This window comes from Algoriphagus winogradskyi (assembly GCF_900182815.1).
GTDB lineage: Bacteria > Bacteroidota > Bacteroidia > Cytophagales > Cyclobacteriaceae > Algoriphagus > Algoriphagus winogradskyi.
This window is the reverse complement of sequence record NZ_FXUA01000001.1, coordinates 234738-250014: the sequence shown is the minus strand read 5'-3', so window position 1 is coordinate 250014 and position 15277 is coordinate 234738. Positions and strand designations below refer to the sequence as shown.

Annotated in this window: 13 protein-coding genes; all 13 read left to right on the top strand. The window is 39.9% G+C overall.

Going from position 1 to position 15277, the window contains the following annotated elements:
• Positions 1 to 115 precede the first annotated feature (115 nt).
• Positions 116 to 1144, top strand: coding sequence for a DNA polymerase III subunit delta (gene holA, locus QOL76_RS01120; protein WP_283411179.1), 1029 nt, complete (start codon positions 116 to 118; stop codon positions 1142 to 1144).
• 106 nt (positions 1145 to 1250) lie between these two features.
• Positions 1251 to 4241: a tetratricopeptide repeat protein gene (locus QOL76_RS01115; RefSeq protein WP_283411178.1), complete on the top strand. Its 2991-nt coding sequence runs from the start codon at positions 1251 to 1253 to the stop codon at positions 4239 to 4241.
• A gap of 3 nt (positions 4242 to 4244) precedes the next feature.
• Entirely contained in the window at positions 4245 to 5963 is a 1719-nt protein-coding gene (locus QOL76_RS01110) for a TonB-dependent receptor (RefSeq protein ID WP_283411177.1), read from the top strand.
• A 69-nt stretch (positions 5964 to 6032) separates the two neighbouring features.
• The gene (locus tag QOL76_RS01105) at positions 6033 to 6827 is read left to right on the top strand and encodes a hypothetical protein (RefSeq protein WP_283411176.1); all 795 of its coding nucleotides are present in this window, start codon (positions 6033 to 6035) and stop codon (positions 6825 to 6827) included.
• 1 nt (position 6828) lies between these two features.
• Positions 6829 to 7515, top strand: a complete 687-nt coding sequence (locus QOL76_RS01100) for a MotA/TolQ/ExbB proton channel family protein (protein ID WP_283411175.1) — start codon at positions 6829 to 6831, stop codon at positions 7513 to 7515.
• Positions 7516 to 7520: 5 nt separating this feature from the next.
• On the top strand, positions 7521 to 7910 hold the full coding sequence (locus QOL76_RS01095) for an ExbD/TolR family protein (protein ID WP_283411174.1): 390 nt from the start codon (positions 7521 to 7523) through the stop codon (positions 7908 to 7910).
• Between the two features lie 4 nt (positions 7911 to 7914).
• Entirely contained in the window at positions 7915 to 8871 is a 957-nt protein-coding gene (locus tag QOL76_RS01090) for an energy transducer TonB (protein WP_283411173.1), read from the top strand.
• A gap of 3 nt (positions 8872 to 8874) precedes the next feature.
• Entirely contained in the window at positions 8875 to 10236 is a 1362-nt protein-coding gene (locus tag QOL76_RS01085) for a bifunctional folylpolyglutamate synthase/dihydrofolate synthase (protein ID WP_283411172.1), read from the top strand.
• Positions 10237 to 10896: a tRNA (guanosine(46)-N7)-methyltransferase TrmB gene (gene trmB / locus QOL76_RS01080; RefSeq protein WP_283411171.1), complete on the top strand. Its 660-nt coding sequence runs from the start codon at positions 10237 to 10239 to the stop codon at positions 10894 to 10896.
• Positions 10897 to 11033: 137 nt separating this feature from the next.
• A complete protein-coding gene (locus QOL76_RS01075; RefSeq protein ID WP_283411170.1) occupies positions 11034 to 11732 on the top strand; it encodes an SIR2 family NAD-dependent protein deacylase in 699 nt (232 codons plus the stop codon).
• 49 nt (positions 11733 to 11781) lie between these two features.
• Positions 11782 to 12717, top strand: a complete 936-nt coding sequence (locus tag QOL76_RS01070; protein WP_283411169.1) for a DUF5996 family protein — start codon at positions 11782 to 11784, stop codon at positions 12715 to 12717.
• 85 nt (positions 12718 to 12802) lie between these two features.
• The gene (locus QOL76_RS01065) at positions 12803 to 13924 is read left to right on the top strand and encodes a serine hydrolase domain-containing protein (protein WP_283411168.1); all 1122 of its coding nucleotides are present in this window, start codon (positions 12803 to 12805) and stop codon (positions 13922 to 13924) included.
• Entirely contained in the window at positions 13921 to 15255 is a 1335-nt protein-coding gene (locus QOL76_RS01060) for a YfcC family protein (RefSeq protein WP_283411167.1), read from the top strand. Before QOL76_RS01065 ends, QOL76_RS01060 begins: the two co-directional genes overlap by 4 nt.
• The last annotated feature ends 22 nt before the right edge of the window (positions 15256 to 15277 follow it).

The window sequence follows — 15277 nt, the reverse complement described above, 5'->3', positions numbered from 1 at the left end:
TACACCTTTAAATACAAAGTTAACGCCTGAATAGTTTACCAAAGAATCTTTCTTAGGTTTTTGCACGCAAATGGATAGGCCTGTTATCTTTAAGGCTTGAGATTACTTCTGATTTATGCCCCAACAACCACAAGCTGTACTTAAAGAACTGAAAGCGAAAAAGTTTGCTCCAATTTACTTTTTGGATGGTGAGGAACCGTTCTTTATTGATCAGATTACCGACTACATTGAAAAGAATGCAATTGCTGAGCATGAGCGTGGTTTTAATCAAGTGGTGCTCTACGGAAAAGATTCAAATGTGGGTTTGATCCTCAATAATGCGCGGAAATTCCCGATGATGGCAGATCGGCAAGTCGTGATAATCAAGGAGGCTCAAAGCTTGTCAGACCTGACCAAAGAGGAATCACAAAAACTGCTGATTAGCTACGTACAAAATCCACTACCAAGTACGATTCTGGTATTTGCTCACAAGTATAAAAAGTTGGATGGCAGATCTGCCTTATACAAAGAACTTGATAAGAAAGCGGTATATGTGCGGTCAGAAAAGGTCAAAGATTATAAATTGACTGATTGGATTGAAGGCTATATCAAAGAGACTGAACACTCAATAGATAAACGTTCAGCTCAACTTTTATCTGATTCTATTGGGAATAACCTGGAAGTGCTTTCCAATGAAATAGGAAAGATGCTGATTAATTTTCGCGAACCCACAAAAATCACTAACGAGCACATTTCCAAGTATATTGGTATAAATAAAGACTACAATAACTTTGAATTTTTAAATGCAATTGGGTTTAAAGATGTGGTGAAAGCAAATAAAATCATACACTACTTCATCCAAAACCCTAAAGCAAATCCAGTGATTCCTATGTTTTCACTGTTGTTTAACTACTTCACCAGAATTGCTTTGATTCACCAAGCCAAGAGAAATGGAGCGGGCGAACAGCAATTAGCCAGCCTTTTAGGGCTTCCTCCATTTGTGGTTAAAGAATATTTAGTAGCGTCCAGAAACTACAATTTGGGCAAGGTAATTGATGTGTTCGCATACATCAAAGAGGCTGATCTTCGTTTTAAAGGAGTTGACTCCGGAAGTATGAGCGAAGCCGAAAACCTCCGCGAGCTTGTTTACAAGATTTTGCATTGATTATCTAAGCCACACTATGAAATCGAGTATCTCGTGGATGTCACGGAAGGACATGATTTTCACTTTTCGAGATTTCGTCTGGCTCTACTAAATAAAATACAAACAGATGAAATATCACCTTGTGCTCCTTGCGAGCCTTGGGCTTAGTATGGAGGCGTATTCCCAGTCTAGCCTCTATCAGACCAGTCCTCAGCAGAAGCTAGATCACAATCTAGCCCTTTTTGATAAGCAGCTTTTTTCTGCAAGTATTTATGATAATACCAGACTGCTTGAAAAACCAGTAAACTCTGGGCAAGCAAAAGCTGCAGAACTAAACCGAGCCATGTCGGCACTCGAAATAGAAAGTCCTGACGGTCCTGGTTTAATGAAAAGCTACATTTACGATCACGGAAACGACCCCTCGGTGACTACTGCGGGATTATATTTGGGAGATCATTTTTTCTTTAAAAGGAATTTCGCGGAGGCTATCGATAGCTACAAGCTGGTTGATGTAGAAAAGTTACCGTTGGAGCAACAAGCGGAAGTACTATTTAAGCAGGGATATTCTCATTTTCAGTTGAATCAATACGCAGAAGCTGCTCCATATTTTGATAAAGGAAAAGCATTAAATCAACAGGCGAGTTTTGATTCCTACTATTACAGTGGTTTTATCGCAATGGAAAATGGGAATACTGGAAAAGCAATTGCTGACCTTCAAACAGCTTCACAGTCCCCATATTACGCCAATAAGGTTCCCTATCTACTGGCAGCCCTGTATTATAAGCAAGGCAGCTATGATCAGTTGATCAGCTATGCAGAGCCTAAGTTGACGAATGGTCAGAATTTGGAGAAAAAGGATTTGATCTATTTATATCTTGCTGAAGCGTATTATGCAAAGAAAAATTTTCCAAAGGCTGCCGAAAACTATGACGCTTTCATTAATTCTCGTCCTAGCGAGGAACTAGGAAGAAATGAAATTTATAAAGCTGGAATTTCGCAGTTTGAAATCAAAAACTATCAACGTGCAACGGATTATCTGAAAGTGTCCGCGTCTTCTACAGATGAGATTGGCCAAGCATCAAGTTATTACTTGGCTCATTCCTATTTAAAGTTGGAGAATTATCAATTTGCCTCTACTAGTTTTCAGTCAGCTGCCAAATCTGATTTTAATCCTGCGATCAAAGAGGAGTCAATTTTCAACTATGCGAAGGTGAACTTGCAGAAAGGAAGCTTTCAGGATGCAATCACGGCATTAGATGAATATGTAGAGAATTACCCTTCGGGAAAATACAGAGCAGAAGCAGAGAATTTACTATCTGAAGCACTTGTAAATACTAACGATTACTTACGTGCCATTGATCAGATGGACAGAATTACCAATAAGTCTCCAAGAATACAGGAGGCTTATCAGAAAGTGGCTTTTTATCAGGCAATGGTTTACTACCGTGATCAGAAATGGAACCCAGCGTTGGCATATTTAGATAAGTCATTGAAGTTTCCAGTTGATAAAAACCTTGTGTTGGATTCTTACTTCTGGAAAGGGGAAATCAGTTCTGCAGCTGATAATTTACCGCAGGCTATCAAGTCCTACGAGCAGGTGCTTAGCAATCGTCCTTCTGGAAATAATGGCACTGTCGCTAAAACCTATTATGGACTTGGTTACGCTTATTTCAACACCCAGCAATATTCAAAGGCGGAAGATCAATTCAGGAGATTTACAGAGAACAGACAGATCATTGCTAATAAACAGCAATACGATGATGCACTTTTGAGATTGGGGGATTGCTATTACGTACAGAAGAGGTTTGGTGAAGCCGCCTCTACTTTCCAACGGGCCATTAATGAGGGGAATTCAGGTGTGGATTATGCTTATTACAGATTGGCAGTTGTTCAGAATTTCCAATCCAGAAATCAGGAAGCGTTAGGACAATTGGATGTCTTGATTTCTCGCTATCCAAATAGTCTTTACTACGAAGATGCATTATTCCAGAGAGGGCAGATTTACATGGAAGAGACGAGCTACCAAGCTGCTTCTGTGTCATTCTCTGATTTATTAAGTTCCAAGCCGAATAGTCCATTTGTACCTTTTGCTTTGGAAGGCAGAGCTGTAGCAAATTTCTCGCTTCAGAATTACGATCAGACGATTAAGGATTACAGTACGATCCTGAATAACCATCCAAATTCAGAAAATGCAGAAACTGCTTTAAAAGGCCTTCAGGAAACCCTAGCACTTCAAGGTAGATCTGGTGAATTTTCAGATTATTTGACAAAGTATAAAGGTGCAAATCCAAGTAATGGAAGTGTTCAGTCTTTAGAGTTCGAAGCTGCGAAAGGTACTTATTTCGATAAAAACTATTCTCAGGCTATTCGAGGATTTGAAAATTACCTGAAAAGCTATCCGCAGTCAGCTCAGCGTGCAGATGCACTTTATTTCTTAGGAGATAGTTATATGCAAGTAGGAGATACAGAGAAGGCTCTTGCTCAATTTAAAACCTTGGAAAATGAGCCAGCTTCGCCACAGCGACTTCGAGCTATGCAAAAGATAGGTGTGATAGAATTGGAAAGAGGAAACTTTGCGCAAGCGATTCCTTACCTCGAAACTTCAGTTCAGAATGCCCGCAGCAAACCAGAAGAAGCAGAAGCGGTTCAAGGTTTGATGATTGCGAATTTTGAAACTAGGAAATATCAACAGTCAATCACACAAGCTGAGCGATTGGCGACTTTAGATGGAGTGATTCCAGAATCTTCACCTAAGGCATTGCTGATCAAAGCGAAATCGCAGAATGCATTGAATCAGAAACCTCAAGCTGAGTTAACGCTGACTGCTTTGGTAGCTGATTATAAAACCGAGCAAGGTGCTGAAGGGCTTTATTTGCTGGCATTAGCTTCACAGGAAAAAGGTGAAATAACGCAGTCGAATGAGTTGATATTTGATCAGTCTGGCCCATTTGTCAATTACGATTACTGGTATGGGAGGATCTTCCTGCTCTTGGCAGATAACTATGTGAAAAGCGGGGAGGAGTTCCAAGCGAAAGCAACTCTGGAATCAATCGTAGAGAATTCTACCAATGCAGAAATTAAAGAAATGGCTCAATCCAAACTTCAAACTCTTAAGTAAACCATGAAAAAGTTAGCGAAAACTATCCTTTTGACAGGGATTATCGGTTTGACATCCGGATGGGCTATGGCTCAAACACAGCAACGTGGAGCTGTAACTGACCAGGAATTTGTGATTAGAAAAGACCGTGTACTCACAGTGCCAGTGCAGCCTAGGATGTATGAAAAACTTCCAGTCTTGCCTAAGCCAACAGGTTTAAGCGAGTATAATTATTTGGTGACCAGCTACCCTTTAAATCTGAAACCTTTGGAATTGAAGGCCGAACCTTCACAAAAAGTGTATACGCCAGAGAGACTGGACTTGTATCAAGGATACATTAAAGCCGGGTATGGCAATTTTGCTTCTCCACTTTTGGAGGCAAGGTATATGGGAACTGACATTACTGACTTCAATTATTCATTACAGCTCAACCACCAGAGTTTTGGTAAAGGACCGGTTTTGGCTGAGGAGTCTAAAGAGGCACATACCAATTTGGGTTTTGATGGTAGCTATTTCACCGATCTTTTTGAGGTTTTTGGAGGGCTAAGATGGAATCAGGATAGCTATCAATTTTATGGATTAGACCCAAATTATTTGACGGATGAGACTGGGCAATTTAAAGGCTTTGATGGAAATGTCCTGCATGCAGTTGAAGCAAAAGCAGGTATCAGGGAATTAGAAAAAGTTGGCCCGATTTCATATGAAGCCCAATTGAGTTTTAGAAACTTTACTGATAGCTATATGGTGAAGGAAAACCAGTTTGGTGCAGAGGGAAGTTTGACCTTTAGACCTACAGAAGATTGGGCAGGGAAAGTGGGATTATCCTATTTTTCTACGAGTCCTGAAGATGAAAACTATTCTTTGAAAAGAACCTATTTTGCTGTTCGACCTACCATTTCCTATAAATACGAAGCATTTAACTTTACAGCAGGATTGAATCTAGTTTCAGAAAATGATTCTTTGGAAGATAAATCAAGTGATTTTCATGTGTTTCCTATATTGAAAGCGAATTACCAGTTTGCTGAGGAATTTGGCTTTTTTGCGGAATTCTCCGGAGATGTTCAGAGAAATACTTACTACAGTTTTGTAAGTGAAAACCCTTATTTGGGACCAAGTGATCAATTGCTTAATACCATCCAGAATTACAAGGTAGAAGGAGGAATAGAAGGTCAGTTTGGCGGAGCATTTAGCTATCGTGGCGCGATCAATATGAGTCGTTACAATCAGATGCACTTCTTTGTGAATAACTATACTAACAACCTTGTGACAACTGATTCAGCAAGGTTCAGTCTGGTGTATGATGACAAGACTACAGTTTTCAATATCAATGCAGAATTGGGTTATAAATTCTCAGACATGTATTCTCTGAATAGTAGATTGGATCTCTATCAATACGATTTAAGTACACAGGCTGAAGCTTGGAGTAGACCTGTTTGGGAATTAAGAGTTAATAATCAATTCACTCCGATTCAGCGGTTAATAGTTCAGGCGAATTTGAATTTAATGGGCGGGATCAAAGCTCGTGGTCATGATATGAGTGATATTTTTGGAGAAAGTGGACCTTTCGAAGTAGTGAAATTGAAGACCATCGCTGATCTGCAACTAAAAGCAGATTACGGAATTACTGATAGAATTTCAATTTTTGCCGAAGGAAACAACCTACTTAATGGTAAAAATATGCGGTGGTTAAACTATCCTACAAGAGGAATTCAGTTTATTGGTGGAGCTTCTTTTAAATTCTAAGATTTGTTTAAGGCTTTGGGTTGGGGTTTAGGCTCATTTCGTTTAGTTTCGTAACATTCCCCGATAGAGATGACTGATAAAACTACAGGTAATAAGCATTGGACAGATCCAAAAGACTATGGCCTTCCTTATGTAGAAGTTGTGCCTTTGACTCAAACTGAGGCAGCTAAGAAAGAGGAAGAAGTTATAGCTCCAGTTGATGTAAGTGAAGTTAAAAAGAGAACAATACAATCTGTAAAACCTTCATTTGTCGAAGCAGAAAAAGTCTCTAAACCTGAGCAAAAAGCACAAAAAGTAGAGCAAAAGAAATCCAATAATTCCTGGGTTTGGATCGCAGCTCTTTTAGCTTTGGCAGTAGTTGTAGTTATTATCTGGCAAATGAATAAATCTGTAATGCCAGTTTCAGAATCTAAAGAGGTAGTGGCTCAATCAAGGCAAGCTGCTGCAGGGGAAGAAAAAGATGAAGTTGCCATCAATTCTACCCCAACTGAGGAATTACAAATAATTGATAATCAACAAACTATTTCAGATTCTATAACTTCTGTTTCGCCTGTCGCAGAATCAGTCCAAACTGGTACAACTATTGCGTCAGAGGTATCAGGAACTTTGGTTCGAGTTGAAGAAAAAGCTGATCGACCTCAATTCTATATTATCGTAGGAAGCCTCCCAAATGAGGCTTTAGCTTTGGAAGAAGCAGAGAAATATAAGAGCAGAGCAGAGACAGTTTATCTGATTACGCCATACGAAGATGTCACAAACTATCGTTTGGCTATAGGAACTTCAAGAGGCTGGACAGCCATTAATGAGGAGTTAGCTCGAGTTAAAGATCAGTACACAGAGGATTTATGGATTTTGAAATATTAATATGATTCTACTTCAAACGCTCTCTACAGATACACTTTCTGCAGCAGATAGCCTGGCGATGGGTGCCACCAATACTGATATAGGACTTCTTGACCTTTTAATCAAAGGCGGTTACATGATGGTTCCGCTTTACTTATTGTTCATTCTTGCGATTTTCATTTTTGTCGAGCGATTAATCACCCTCAATAAAGCATCCAAAACGTCTACTCATTTGATGGATCAGGTGCGAGTGCTCGTGCAAAGTGGCCAAACTGAAAAAGCCAAAATTCTTTGTGCTGGTGAACATACTCCGGTAGCAAATATGATAGCAAAAGGAGTGGAGAGAATTGGTTCTCCATTGAAAAATATCGAAGTAGCTATTGAAAATGTTGGTAAAATCGAGATTTATAAATTGGAGAAAAATTTGAATCTCTTAGCCACTGTATCAGGTGCAGCTCCTATGATTGGATTTTTAGGGACAGTGGCTGGTATGATTCAAGCATTTATAGCGATAGCGCAGGAAGAAGGAATGGTTTCTCCTAAGCTTCTTTCCGAAGGTATCTATGAAGCTATGATCACTACTGCTGCAGGTTTGGTGGTAGGTATTGTTGCTTACTTAGGTTATAATTTTCTAGTATCGAAAGTGTCGAAGCTTGTCCATAACATGGAATATTCTTCAATAGAATTTATTGATTTGCTTCAAGACTAATTACTATGGGACTTCAAGCTAAAAATAAAGTAGATCCAGCATTTAGCATGTCATCAATGACAGACATTATTTTCCTGTTGTTGATCTTCTTTATGCTTACATCCTCCTTCATCACGCCTTCTGGCTTACCTGTCAATTTGCCTTCTAGCGAGACTTCAGACATCGTAATGCAGGAAGTTACCGTTACAGTTACTAAGGATCTTAAATATTCAGTTAACGATCGAATCGTACCGAGGGAACAAATTAAGGGAGAATTGACTTCTTTACTTAAGGATAAGAAAGGTCAGGTCGTGTTGCACATAGACAAAGATGTACCAGTTGAGTACCTTGTGGAGATCGGAGGAATTGCAGCAGGATTAGAAGCAAATGTTTCAATAGCAACAAAACCATTCTAAAGCAATGGAATACTGGAATGCAGATAAAATAGAGAGCGAAAGCAAAAAGAAATCGTGGATAATCACTATTATCTTCAACGTGTTGCTTTTGATTGCGCTCTATTTTATTGTGGTCTGGAAGCAGCCCGTTCCACCCTTGCCAACTTTTGGTTTGGAATTGAACCTAGGATTTACACCGACCGGTTCAGGTGAAAGAAATAGTCCTGCACCTCCATCTGAAACTCCAACACCAGTAGTAGAAGATGCTGCTCCAGGCCAAGTCGCTGAAGTGGTAACTCAACCAGCTACACCTCCCCCAAGTCCAAAAACTGAAACGGCTAAGCCTACAGCTCAGCCAAAACCTTCTGTGAATAAGGCTGTCACTACGAAGCCTTCTCCGATCAGAGGAGAGGAGAAAGCTACAGAACAAACTAAAAAACCTGAGCCAGTTAAGAAAGAAGTGGCTAAACCGGTGGAAACTCCAGCAAAAGCTGAAGAAAAAGAAACTGTGCAAAAAGCTCCTGAAAAACCAAAAATCGATCAAAGAGCAATCTTTGGTGCAGGTGGGACTTCAGGTAAAGGAACTACTCCAGCTTCTGGTGGAGCTCAAGGAACATCTAAGGAAAAAGGTGATGAGGGGGATCCGAAAGGAAATGTTGACGGAAGAGCAATCATGGGTGTTGGGTCTGGAAAAGGAGCTAACTCTGGTGATGGTTACAGCTTAGATCTTGCAGGATGGGATTTCGCACAGCGACCTAATATTAATGATAGAGTATCTACTCGAAATGGTAGAATTGTTTTTAAAATTACCATTGACGATTTGGGTAGAGTCGTGCAGGCAGTTCCCTTGGAATACAATGTTTCCAATGATGTATTGGCTTATTACCGTCAGGTGGTGAATCAGATCTCCTTCAAAAAACAAGGTGGCGCAGCTGCTGAGTTCTCCACTGGGAAAATCACGTTTGTTATTAAGGTTGATTAAGCAATGAATTACCAGGAGACGCTGGATTACTTGTTTAACTCCCTTCCTATGTTTCAGAGAGTGGGAGCATCTGCTTTCAGAAAGGATCTAAGGAGTACAATTGCACTTTGTGATCACCTAGGAAATCCCGAAAAGAAATTCAAATCAATTCACGTAGCAGGTACAAATGGGAAAGGAAGTTCCTCCCATAGTTTAGCAGCAATTTTTCAAAGCGCTGGTTATAAAACCGGACTTTATACCTCACCGCATCTCAAATCTTTCACTGAGCGAATCAGAATTAATGGACAGGAAATAAGCCCTGAGCTAGTTGTTCGGTTTGTGGAAGAAAACAAGAGCTTTCTAGATGAACTCAAACCAAGCTTTTTCGAAATGACAGTTGGAATGGCATTCTGGCATTTTGCAGAGCAGGAAGTAGATATTGCAATCATAGAGGTCGGTATGGGCGGGAATTACGATAGTACGAATATTATCACTCCAGAACTTTCTTTGATCACCCATATAGGTTATGATCATGTGCAGTTCCTCGGAGATACCTTGCCTTTGATTGCAGGAGAGAAATCTGGAATTATTAAGAAGGACGTTCCTGTGGTGATCAGCGAAACACATGAAGAAACGAAAGCTGTTTTCTTGGAAAAAGCCAAGACGATGAATGCACCCATCACTTTTGCGGATCAAAATTGGAAAGCTAGTAAAGAGTCGGAAGAAGACGGCAAGGCGATTTTCAGTATCCAATCATTCAATCAATCAGAGGAATTAAAGTGGTCTGTGAAGACACAGACCTCGGCATACTCTGCGAAGACACATACCAAGGCACAAAATTCTTTTAAACTAACTTTTGGACTTAATGGGAATTATCAGAAGTACAATCTTCCAGGAATTCTTGAATCCGTAGCTCAAATGAGGCAAATGGGCTGGAATTTGCCAATTGAGGCAGTTTTGGAAGGCTTGAAAAATGTCACACAATTAACTGGCTTGAAGGGCAGATGGCAGACGTTGTCCTTCAATCCAACAGTGATTTGTGATACTGGACACAATGAAGCAGGATTTCGAGAAATTCTTTCCCAATTAGAAACTTACACTTTTGAACAGTTATGGTTTGTCATTGGGATGGTTCAGGATAAAGATATTTCCAAAGTGCTGTCCATGCTTCCAAAATCGGCAAACTATGTCTTTTGCGAAGCTAAACTCCCAAGAGCGTTACCTGCCGATCAATTAGCTGAAAAGGCAGCTCCTTTGGGCTTGACAGGTGAAACTATTCCTGATATAAATGAAGCTTTAGCATTTGCCAGAAAAAATGCAGCGGAAAATGACTTGATTTTTGTAGGAGGGAGTACTTTTGTGGTTGCAGAAATCGAAGAGCTTTAGATGAGTAGAAAAAAACTGGTTCGCTTCCAAGAAAACGAGGAGAACCCAAATGTAATCCAGGCTGGTAAGCCAATTTTTGAAACGATCAAAGGAAACTGGAATGAAGTACAGTTTAAAAATCCGAATCCTATTGTAGTTGAACTTGCCTGTGGTAGGGGTGAGTTTACCGTAGGATTAGCCCGTAATTTCCCTAATCAAAATTTTATTGGTGTAGATATCAAAGGAAGTAGAATCTGGAAGGGCAGTTCGACAGCTACTAAAGAGGGGATTCACAATGTGGCATTTCTAAGAACCCAGATTGAACTTCTCGAAAAGTACTTCGCTGCAGATGAGATTTCTGAGCTTTGGATTACTTTCCCAGATCCATTTCCTCGGGATGGGGATGAAAAGCGTAGATTGACATCTCCGCGTTTTTTGGATATGTATAAGCCTATGTTAAAGAATGATGGCTTTTTGCACTTCAAAACTGACAATACGGATCTATTTAATTACTCATTGGAGCTATTCCAGTCCAGAGAAGATATAGAAGTAATTGGTTTTACGCATGATTTCTATCAATCAGAGTGGAAGGACGATCACTTTGGAATTCAGACCCGCTACGAAAAGATGTTTTCTGACAAAGGAGAAAAAATCAAATATCTAAAGTGTAGGTTTATTTGAGATTGAATAATTTCCTCAGATTTGCGCAGGCAAATTTCTTGGATTAGAAAAGGGATAATCAGCTACCTTTTTTAGCGTTGATCTGTATGAAGAGATGAGCGTTATCCGTCTAATGTTTCAATTTTTCACAATAACTCATGAGCAAAAAGAAGCATTTGGTAGTTCTAAGTGGTGCAGGGATTTCTGCAGAGAGTGGCATCAAGACTTTTCGGGATTCTGGTGGACTTTGGGAGGGTCATGACGTGATGGAGGTGGCTTCACCTGACGGCTGGAGACGAAATCGTATGCTTGTACAAGATTTTTACAACCAACGCAGAAAACAGCTTTTGGAATGTGAACCGAACCTAGCTCATTTCACCCTAGCAAAATTAGAACAGGAGTATGATGTATCGATCATCACTCAGAATGTGGATGACCTGCATGAGCGCGCTGGATCCACCAAGGTTGTTCATCTTCATGGGGAGTTGAAGAAAGCTCAGAGTACTTTGGATCCAACATTGGTTTATGACTTGGATCATTGGGAGATCAAAGAAGGGGATAAATGCGAGCGTGGAAGTCAATTGAGGCCATTTATAGTCTGGTTTGGGGAGCAAGTACCTTTGATGGAGGAGGCGATGAGAATTGCTTCCAGTGCAGATATTTTCGTGGTGATAGGAACTTCACTACAAGTCTATCCAGCTGCAGGACTGGTTGATTTTGTTCCTTCACACAGCAAGGTGTTTTTGATCGACACCACTAATCCGGGGGTTCGCCTGGATAAAAAAGTTGTTTATATCTTGGAAAATGCGACTTCCGGCATAATTACCCTTGAAAATATGCTAAAGTCTGAAATTTAATTTTTGTTCAGGAAGGAAAACCTATAAATTGAAGAATAAACTTTTACCTATGGCACCTAAAAAGAATTCTTGGCCAGTATTTCAATTTGAAGAAAATAAAGATACCATTTACCTGTTGCATCAGTGGACGCAGATAGTAGGTAAGGTTAGACTGAAAAAATCTCCCTGGCAAAATCATTCCTGGCATGTTTCTTTATATGTTGATGCTCAGGGATTGACAACGGGGAATATTCCTTATGAGGGTGGGGTGTTTGAGATTAAGTTTGATTTCATTCATCATGAGTTGAGGTTGAAAACCAGTAATGGTACCCGTGATCGCTTTGCACTTGGAGGACAGACTGTTGCAAGTTTTTATGAGCAGCTGATGGAAAAATTGAAGTTTTTGGGGATTGATGTAAAAATACATGAAAGTCCCAATGAAATTCCGGATCCAATTCCATTTCCCAAAAACAAGAAAAGAATCATGTACCAAGCAAATACAGCCCAAAGTCTTTGGAAAGTGTTGGTACATATTCAAAACGTTTTTGGCTTTTTTAGAACGAAATTCACTGGGAAAAATAGCCCTATTCATTTCTTCTGGGGATCTTTTGATTTAGCCTATACACGTTTTTCTGGAAATAAAGCACCGGAATTTAAAGGTCAGGTTCCAAATATTCCTGCTTCCGTCATGCAGGAAGCGTATTCACATGAAGTGTTTAGCGTTGGGTTTTGGCCAGGTAGCGAAGCCTTCAAAACTCCGGTTTTCTACGCCTACAGTTATCCAAATTATGATGACTTCAAGGATGCTAAAATATCTCCAGAGAAAGCGTATTGGAACAACGACATGGGTGAGTTTATGCTGACCTACGAAGATGTGCAGAAGTCTGCAGACCCGACTAAGATGCTTCTTGAATTTCTGCAGAGTACTTACGAAGCTGCGGCTAAATGTGGGAATTGGAACCGTGAAGATCTTGATTGTGATTTCTCGCTTATGGGAAAGAAGTGAAGGCAAAGCCGGTTTTCCATGGTTTGGTTGAAACCATGGAAAATTAAAGATTACAAATCTTTATCGATCAAAAGTTCTTTTTACTATGACCAAGAAAATCAAAGTTTTATTATCTGTTTTGGTTTTCTGGGCTGCTCTATTTATTGCTTGGGAATGGTGGCATAGCTTCCCTAAAGTCCGAGTAATATCAAATACGCAGGTAAATACCGTCCAAGATGGAGTAGATTCGATTTTAAAGTCAGCGATGTTGACCTATTTGCTGCCTAGTATATCTGGCGCAATAGTCAAAGATGGCAAGGTTATTTACTTGAATGCTTTCGGTTTTGAAAATCTGGAAACAAAGGATTCCCTTACTGTGGACAGTAGGGTTTTAGTTGCTTCCATATCTAAAATCTTTATTGCCTTAAGCGTCGCGAGTTCATTTCAGGATAGAGGAATCCTGCCTTTTGATTCTTTATATGCTATAGAATTAGGGCCAAGTCTAAATTTCTCACCTCTCGGCAGTATTCGAATAGATCATCTTTTATCTCATCAGTCTGGTATCCGAGATAAAACCTTTTCTGAGAAAATTCTTTCTTTTTCAAAATCCCAAAATTTAAATGAGTGGGGGGTAGAATTTATCGCGAATCTGGCAACCTATCACTCAGATTCTAGCTACTATAATTATGCGGATTCTAATTACGACTTATTAGGTTTTTTGCTCACAGCTAATGATGCTACTGATTTGGATACATTTGTGAAAACTCATGTGTTTGAGCCTTCCGGGATGACAAACTCTGAATTTGTGAGTGAATGGCCAATGAAAGAGAAAGGTCTAACTGGTTATCAGAAGACCTTCATCTGGAAAAGAATTGAGCCAAAAAGGATTAGCTTCCCCGTACTTCCTTCACCATCCTCAGGTTTGGTCACTACAACCAAGGATATGAGTATGGCAATGGTTCAACTACTTAGGGGTGAAAATGGTGCCTATCAAAAAGCTCTTGACTGGCTTATAATTGAAGACGAAGACGTACCCTTGGGTTTTCAGAATACTCAAATCAATGGAAGTGAATGGATAGGACATTTTGGGGGCCAAGCGGGTTATTCCAGTCTTTTGTTTTATTCTAAAGAAACAAAAACGGCCATTTTTTTATTTGCAAACTCCCGTGATAAATCTGATTTCAGAATTCAAATCGCGAATCAAGTCATCTCATACCTTTCTCCATGAAACTATCTTTTCCACACCCCATCATCATTCTCCTAGGTTTTATTATTCTAGCAGCATTATCAAGCTACTTTATTCAATCAGGAAGCTACGAACGGGTTTTAGATCTGGAGTCTGGAAGAGAAATAATTGTACCCGGTAGTTTTCATAGTATTGAAGATCGAAATGCGAGTATTTACGATATCGCACTTTCGATACCAGAAGGAATCATCCTTGGTGCAGATGTTGTAGTCTTGATCTTGCTTATTGGAGGCGCTTTTTATGTGATAGAAAAGACTGGGGCGCTTCAGGAGGGAATTACTGCGCTGATTTATCAATTCAGGAATAGGCAGTATTTGTTACTGTATATAATTGGGTTAATTTTTGCCTTTTGCGGAGCAACAATTGCGATGCAGGAGGAACTCATTGCTTTAGCTCCAATTTTAATTCTTCTCGCTAAGAAAATCAATTATGATGTGAGGGCGATTGTGGCCATAGCACTTGGTTCTGCGCTAATAGGAGCCAGTTTTTCTCCAGTCAATCCTTTTGGGTCCTTACTGTCCCAAACGATAGCTGAACTCGATTTCAATGAGGGATTTGCCTATCGAATGGTTTTTCTCATTTTAGCAATTTTGATTTGGTGTGGTTATCACATCAAATATGGCAAACTCAAAACTCCCTCCGAAGAGGCTATTAAGTTAAAGCCTGCAAAAATCTCTTTGCAGCATTCAATGATTCTCTTTTTAGCTTTTGGAGGTATAGTAGTTATGGCTTGGGGGATTGTCTACAAAGATTGGGGCTACAATGAAATGAGTGCTTTGTTTTTTATAGTTGGGATAAGTTGTGGTCTTATTGGCAAAATGGGAATCAACGGTACCGCCAGAGCTTACACAGCAGGGTTCGGTGAAATGATTTTTGCAGGAGTGATTGTAGGTTTAGCGCGAAGTGTTTATTTGATTTTGCAAAATACTTCGATCATTGACCCTATTATTCAAGGTATGTTTCAACCACTGGAATCCATGCCAACACAAATTGCAGCGTTGGGCTTGTATCTGAGCCAAGCACTCATACATCTACCTGTTCCTAGTACCTCTGGACAGGCCGTTTTGACTACACCTCTTGCGGTACCACTCATGGATTTGTTGGGCGTTTCCCGGCAAATAGCTGTTCTGACGTATCAGTATCCGGCTGGAGTGATGGATCTAATTGCGCCTACAAATGGAGGTATGATGGCTGTGGTAGCTGCGGCAGGAATTAAATACAATAGCTGGATCAGCTACTTATGGAAAAGTTGGCTACTTCTTATGGCGTTAGGTTTGATTTCAGTTTTTATCGCTCTATTTTGGTTTGCTTAATCAAACAATAAAACCAGAAATA

Coding starts and splice junctions, on each gene's coding strand:
- QOL76_RS01115 (WP_283411178.1), top strand. CDS start 1,251: ATGAAATATCACCTTGTGCTCCTTGCGAGCCTTGGGCTTAGTATGGAG.
- QOL76_RS01095 (WP_283411174.1), top strand. CDS start 7,521: ATGGGACTTCAAGCTAAAAATAAAGTAGATCCAGCATTTAGCATGTCA.
- QOL76_RS01075 (WP_283411170.1), top strand. CDS start 11,034: ATGAGCAAAAAGAAGCATTTGGTAGTTCTAAGTGGTGCAGGGATTTCT.
- QOL76_RS01085 (WP_283411172.1), top strand. CDS start 8,875: ATGAATTACCAGGAGACGCTGGATTACTTGTTTAACTCCCTTCCTATG.
- QOL76_RS01100 (WP_283411175.1), top strand. CDS start 6,829: ATGATTCTACTTCAAACGCTCTCTACAGATACACTTTCTGCAGCAGAT.
- trmB (WP_283411171.1), top strand. CDS start 10,237: ATGAGTAGAAAAAAACTGGTTCGCTTCCAAGAAAACGAGGAGAACCCA.
- QOL76_RS01090 (WP_283411173.1), top strand. CDS start 7,915: ATGGAATACTGGAATGCAGATAAAATAGAGAGCGAAAGCAAAAAGAAA.
- QOL76_RS01110 (WP_283411177.1), top strand. CDS start 4,245: ATGAAAAAGTTAGCGAAAACTATCCTTTTGACAGGGATTATCGGTTTG.
- QOL76_RS01060 (WP_283411167.1), top strand. CDS start 13,921: ATGAAACTATCTTTTCCACACCCCATCATCATTCTCCTAGGTTTTATT.
- QOL76_RS01105 (WP_283411176.1), top strand. CDS start 6,033: ATGACTGATAAAACTACAGGTAATAAGCATTGGACAGATCCAAAAGAC.
- QOL76_RS01065 (WP_283411168.1), top strand. CDS start 12,803: ATGACCAAGAAAATCAAAGTTTTATTATCTGTTTTGGTTTTCTGGGCT.
- QOL76_RS01070 (WP_283411169.1), top strand. CDS start 11,782: ATGGCACCTAAAAAGAATTCTTGGCCAGTATTTCAATTTGAAGAAAAT.
- holA (WP_283411179.1), top strand. CDS start 116: ATGCCCCAACAACCACAAGCTGTACTTAAAGAACTGAAAGCGAAAAAG.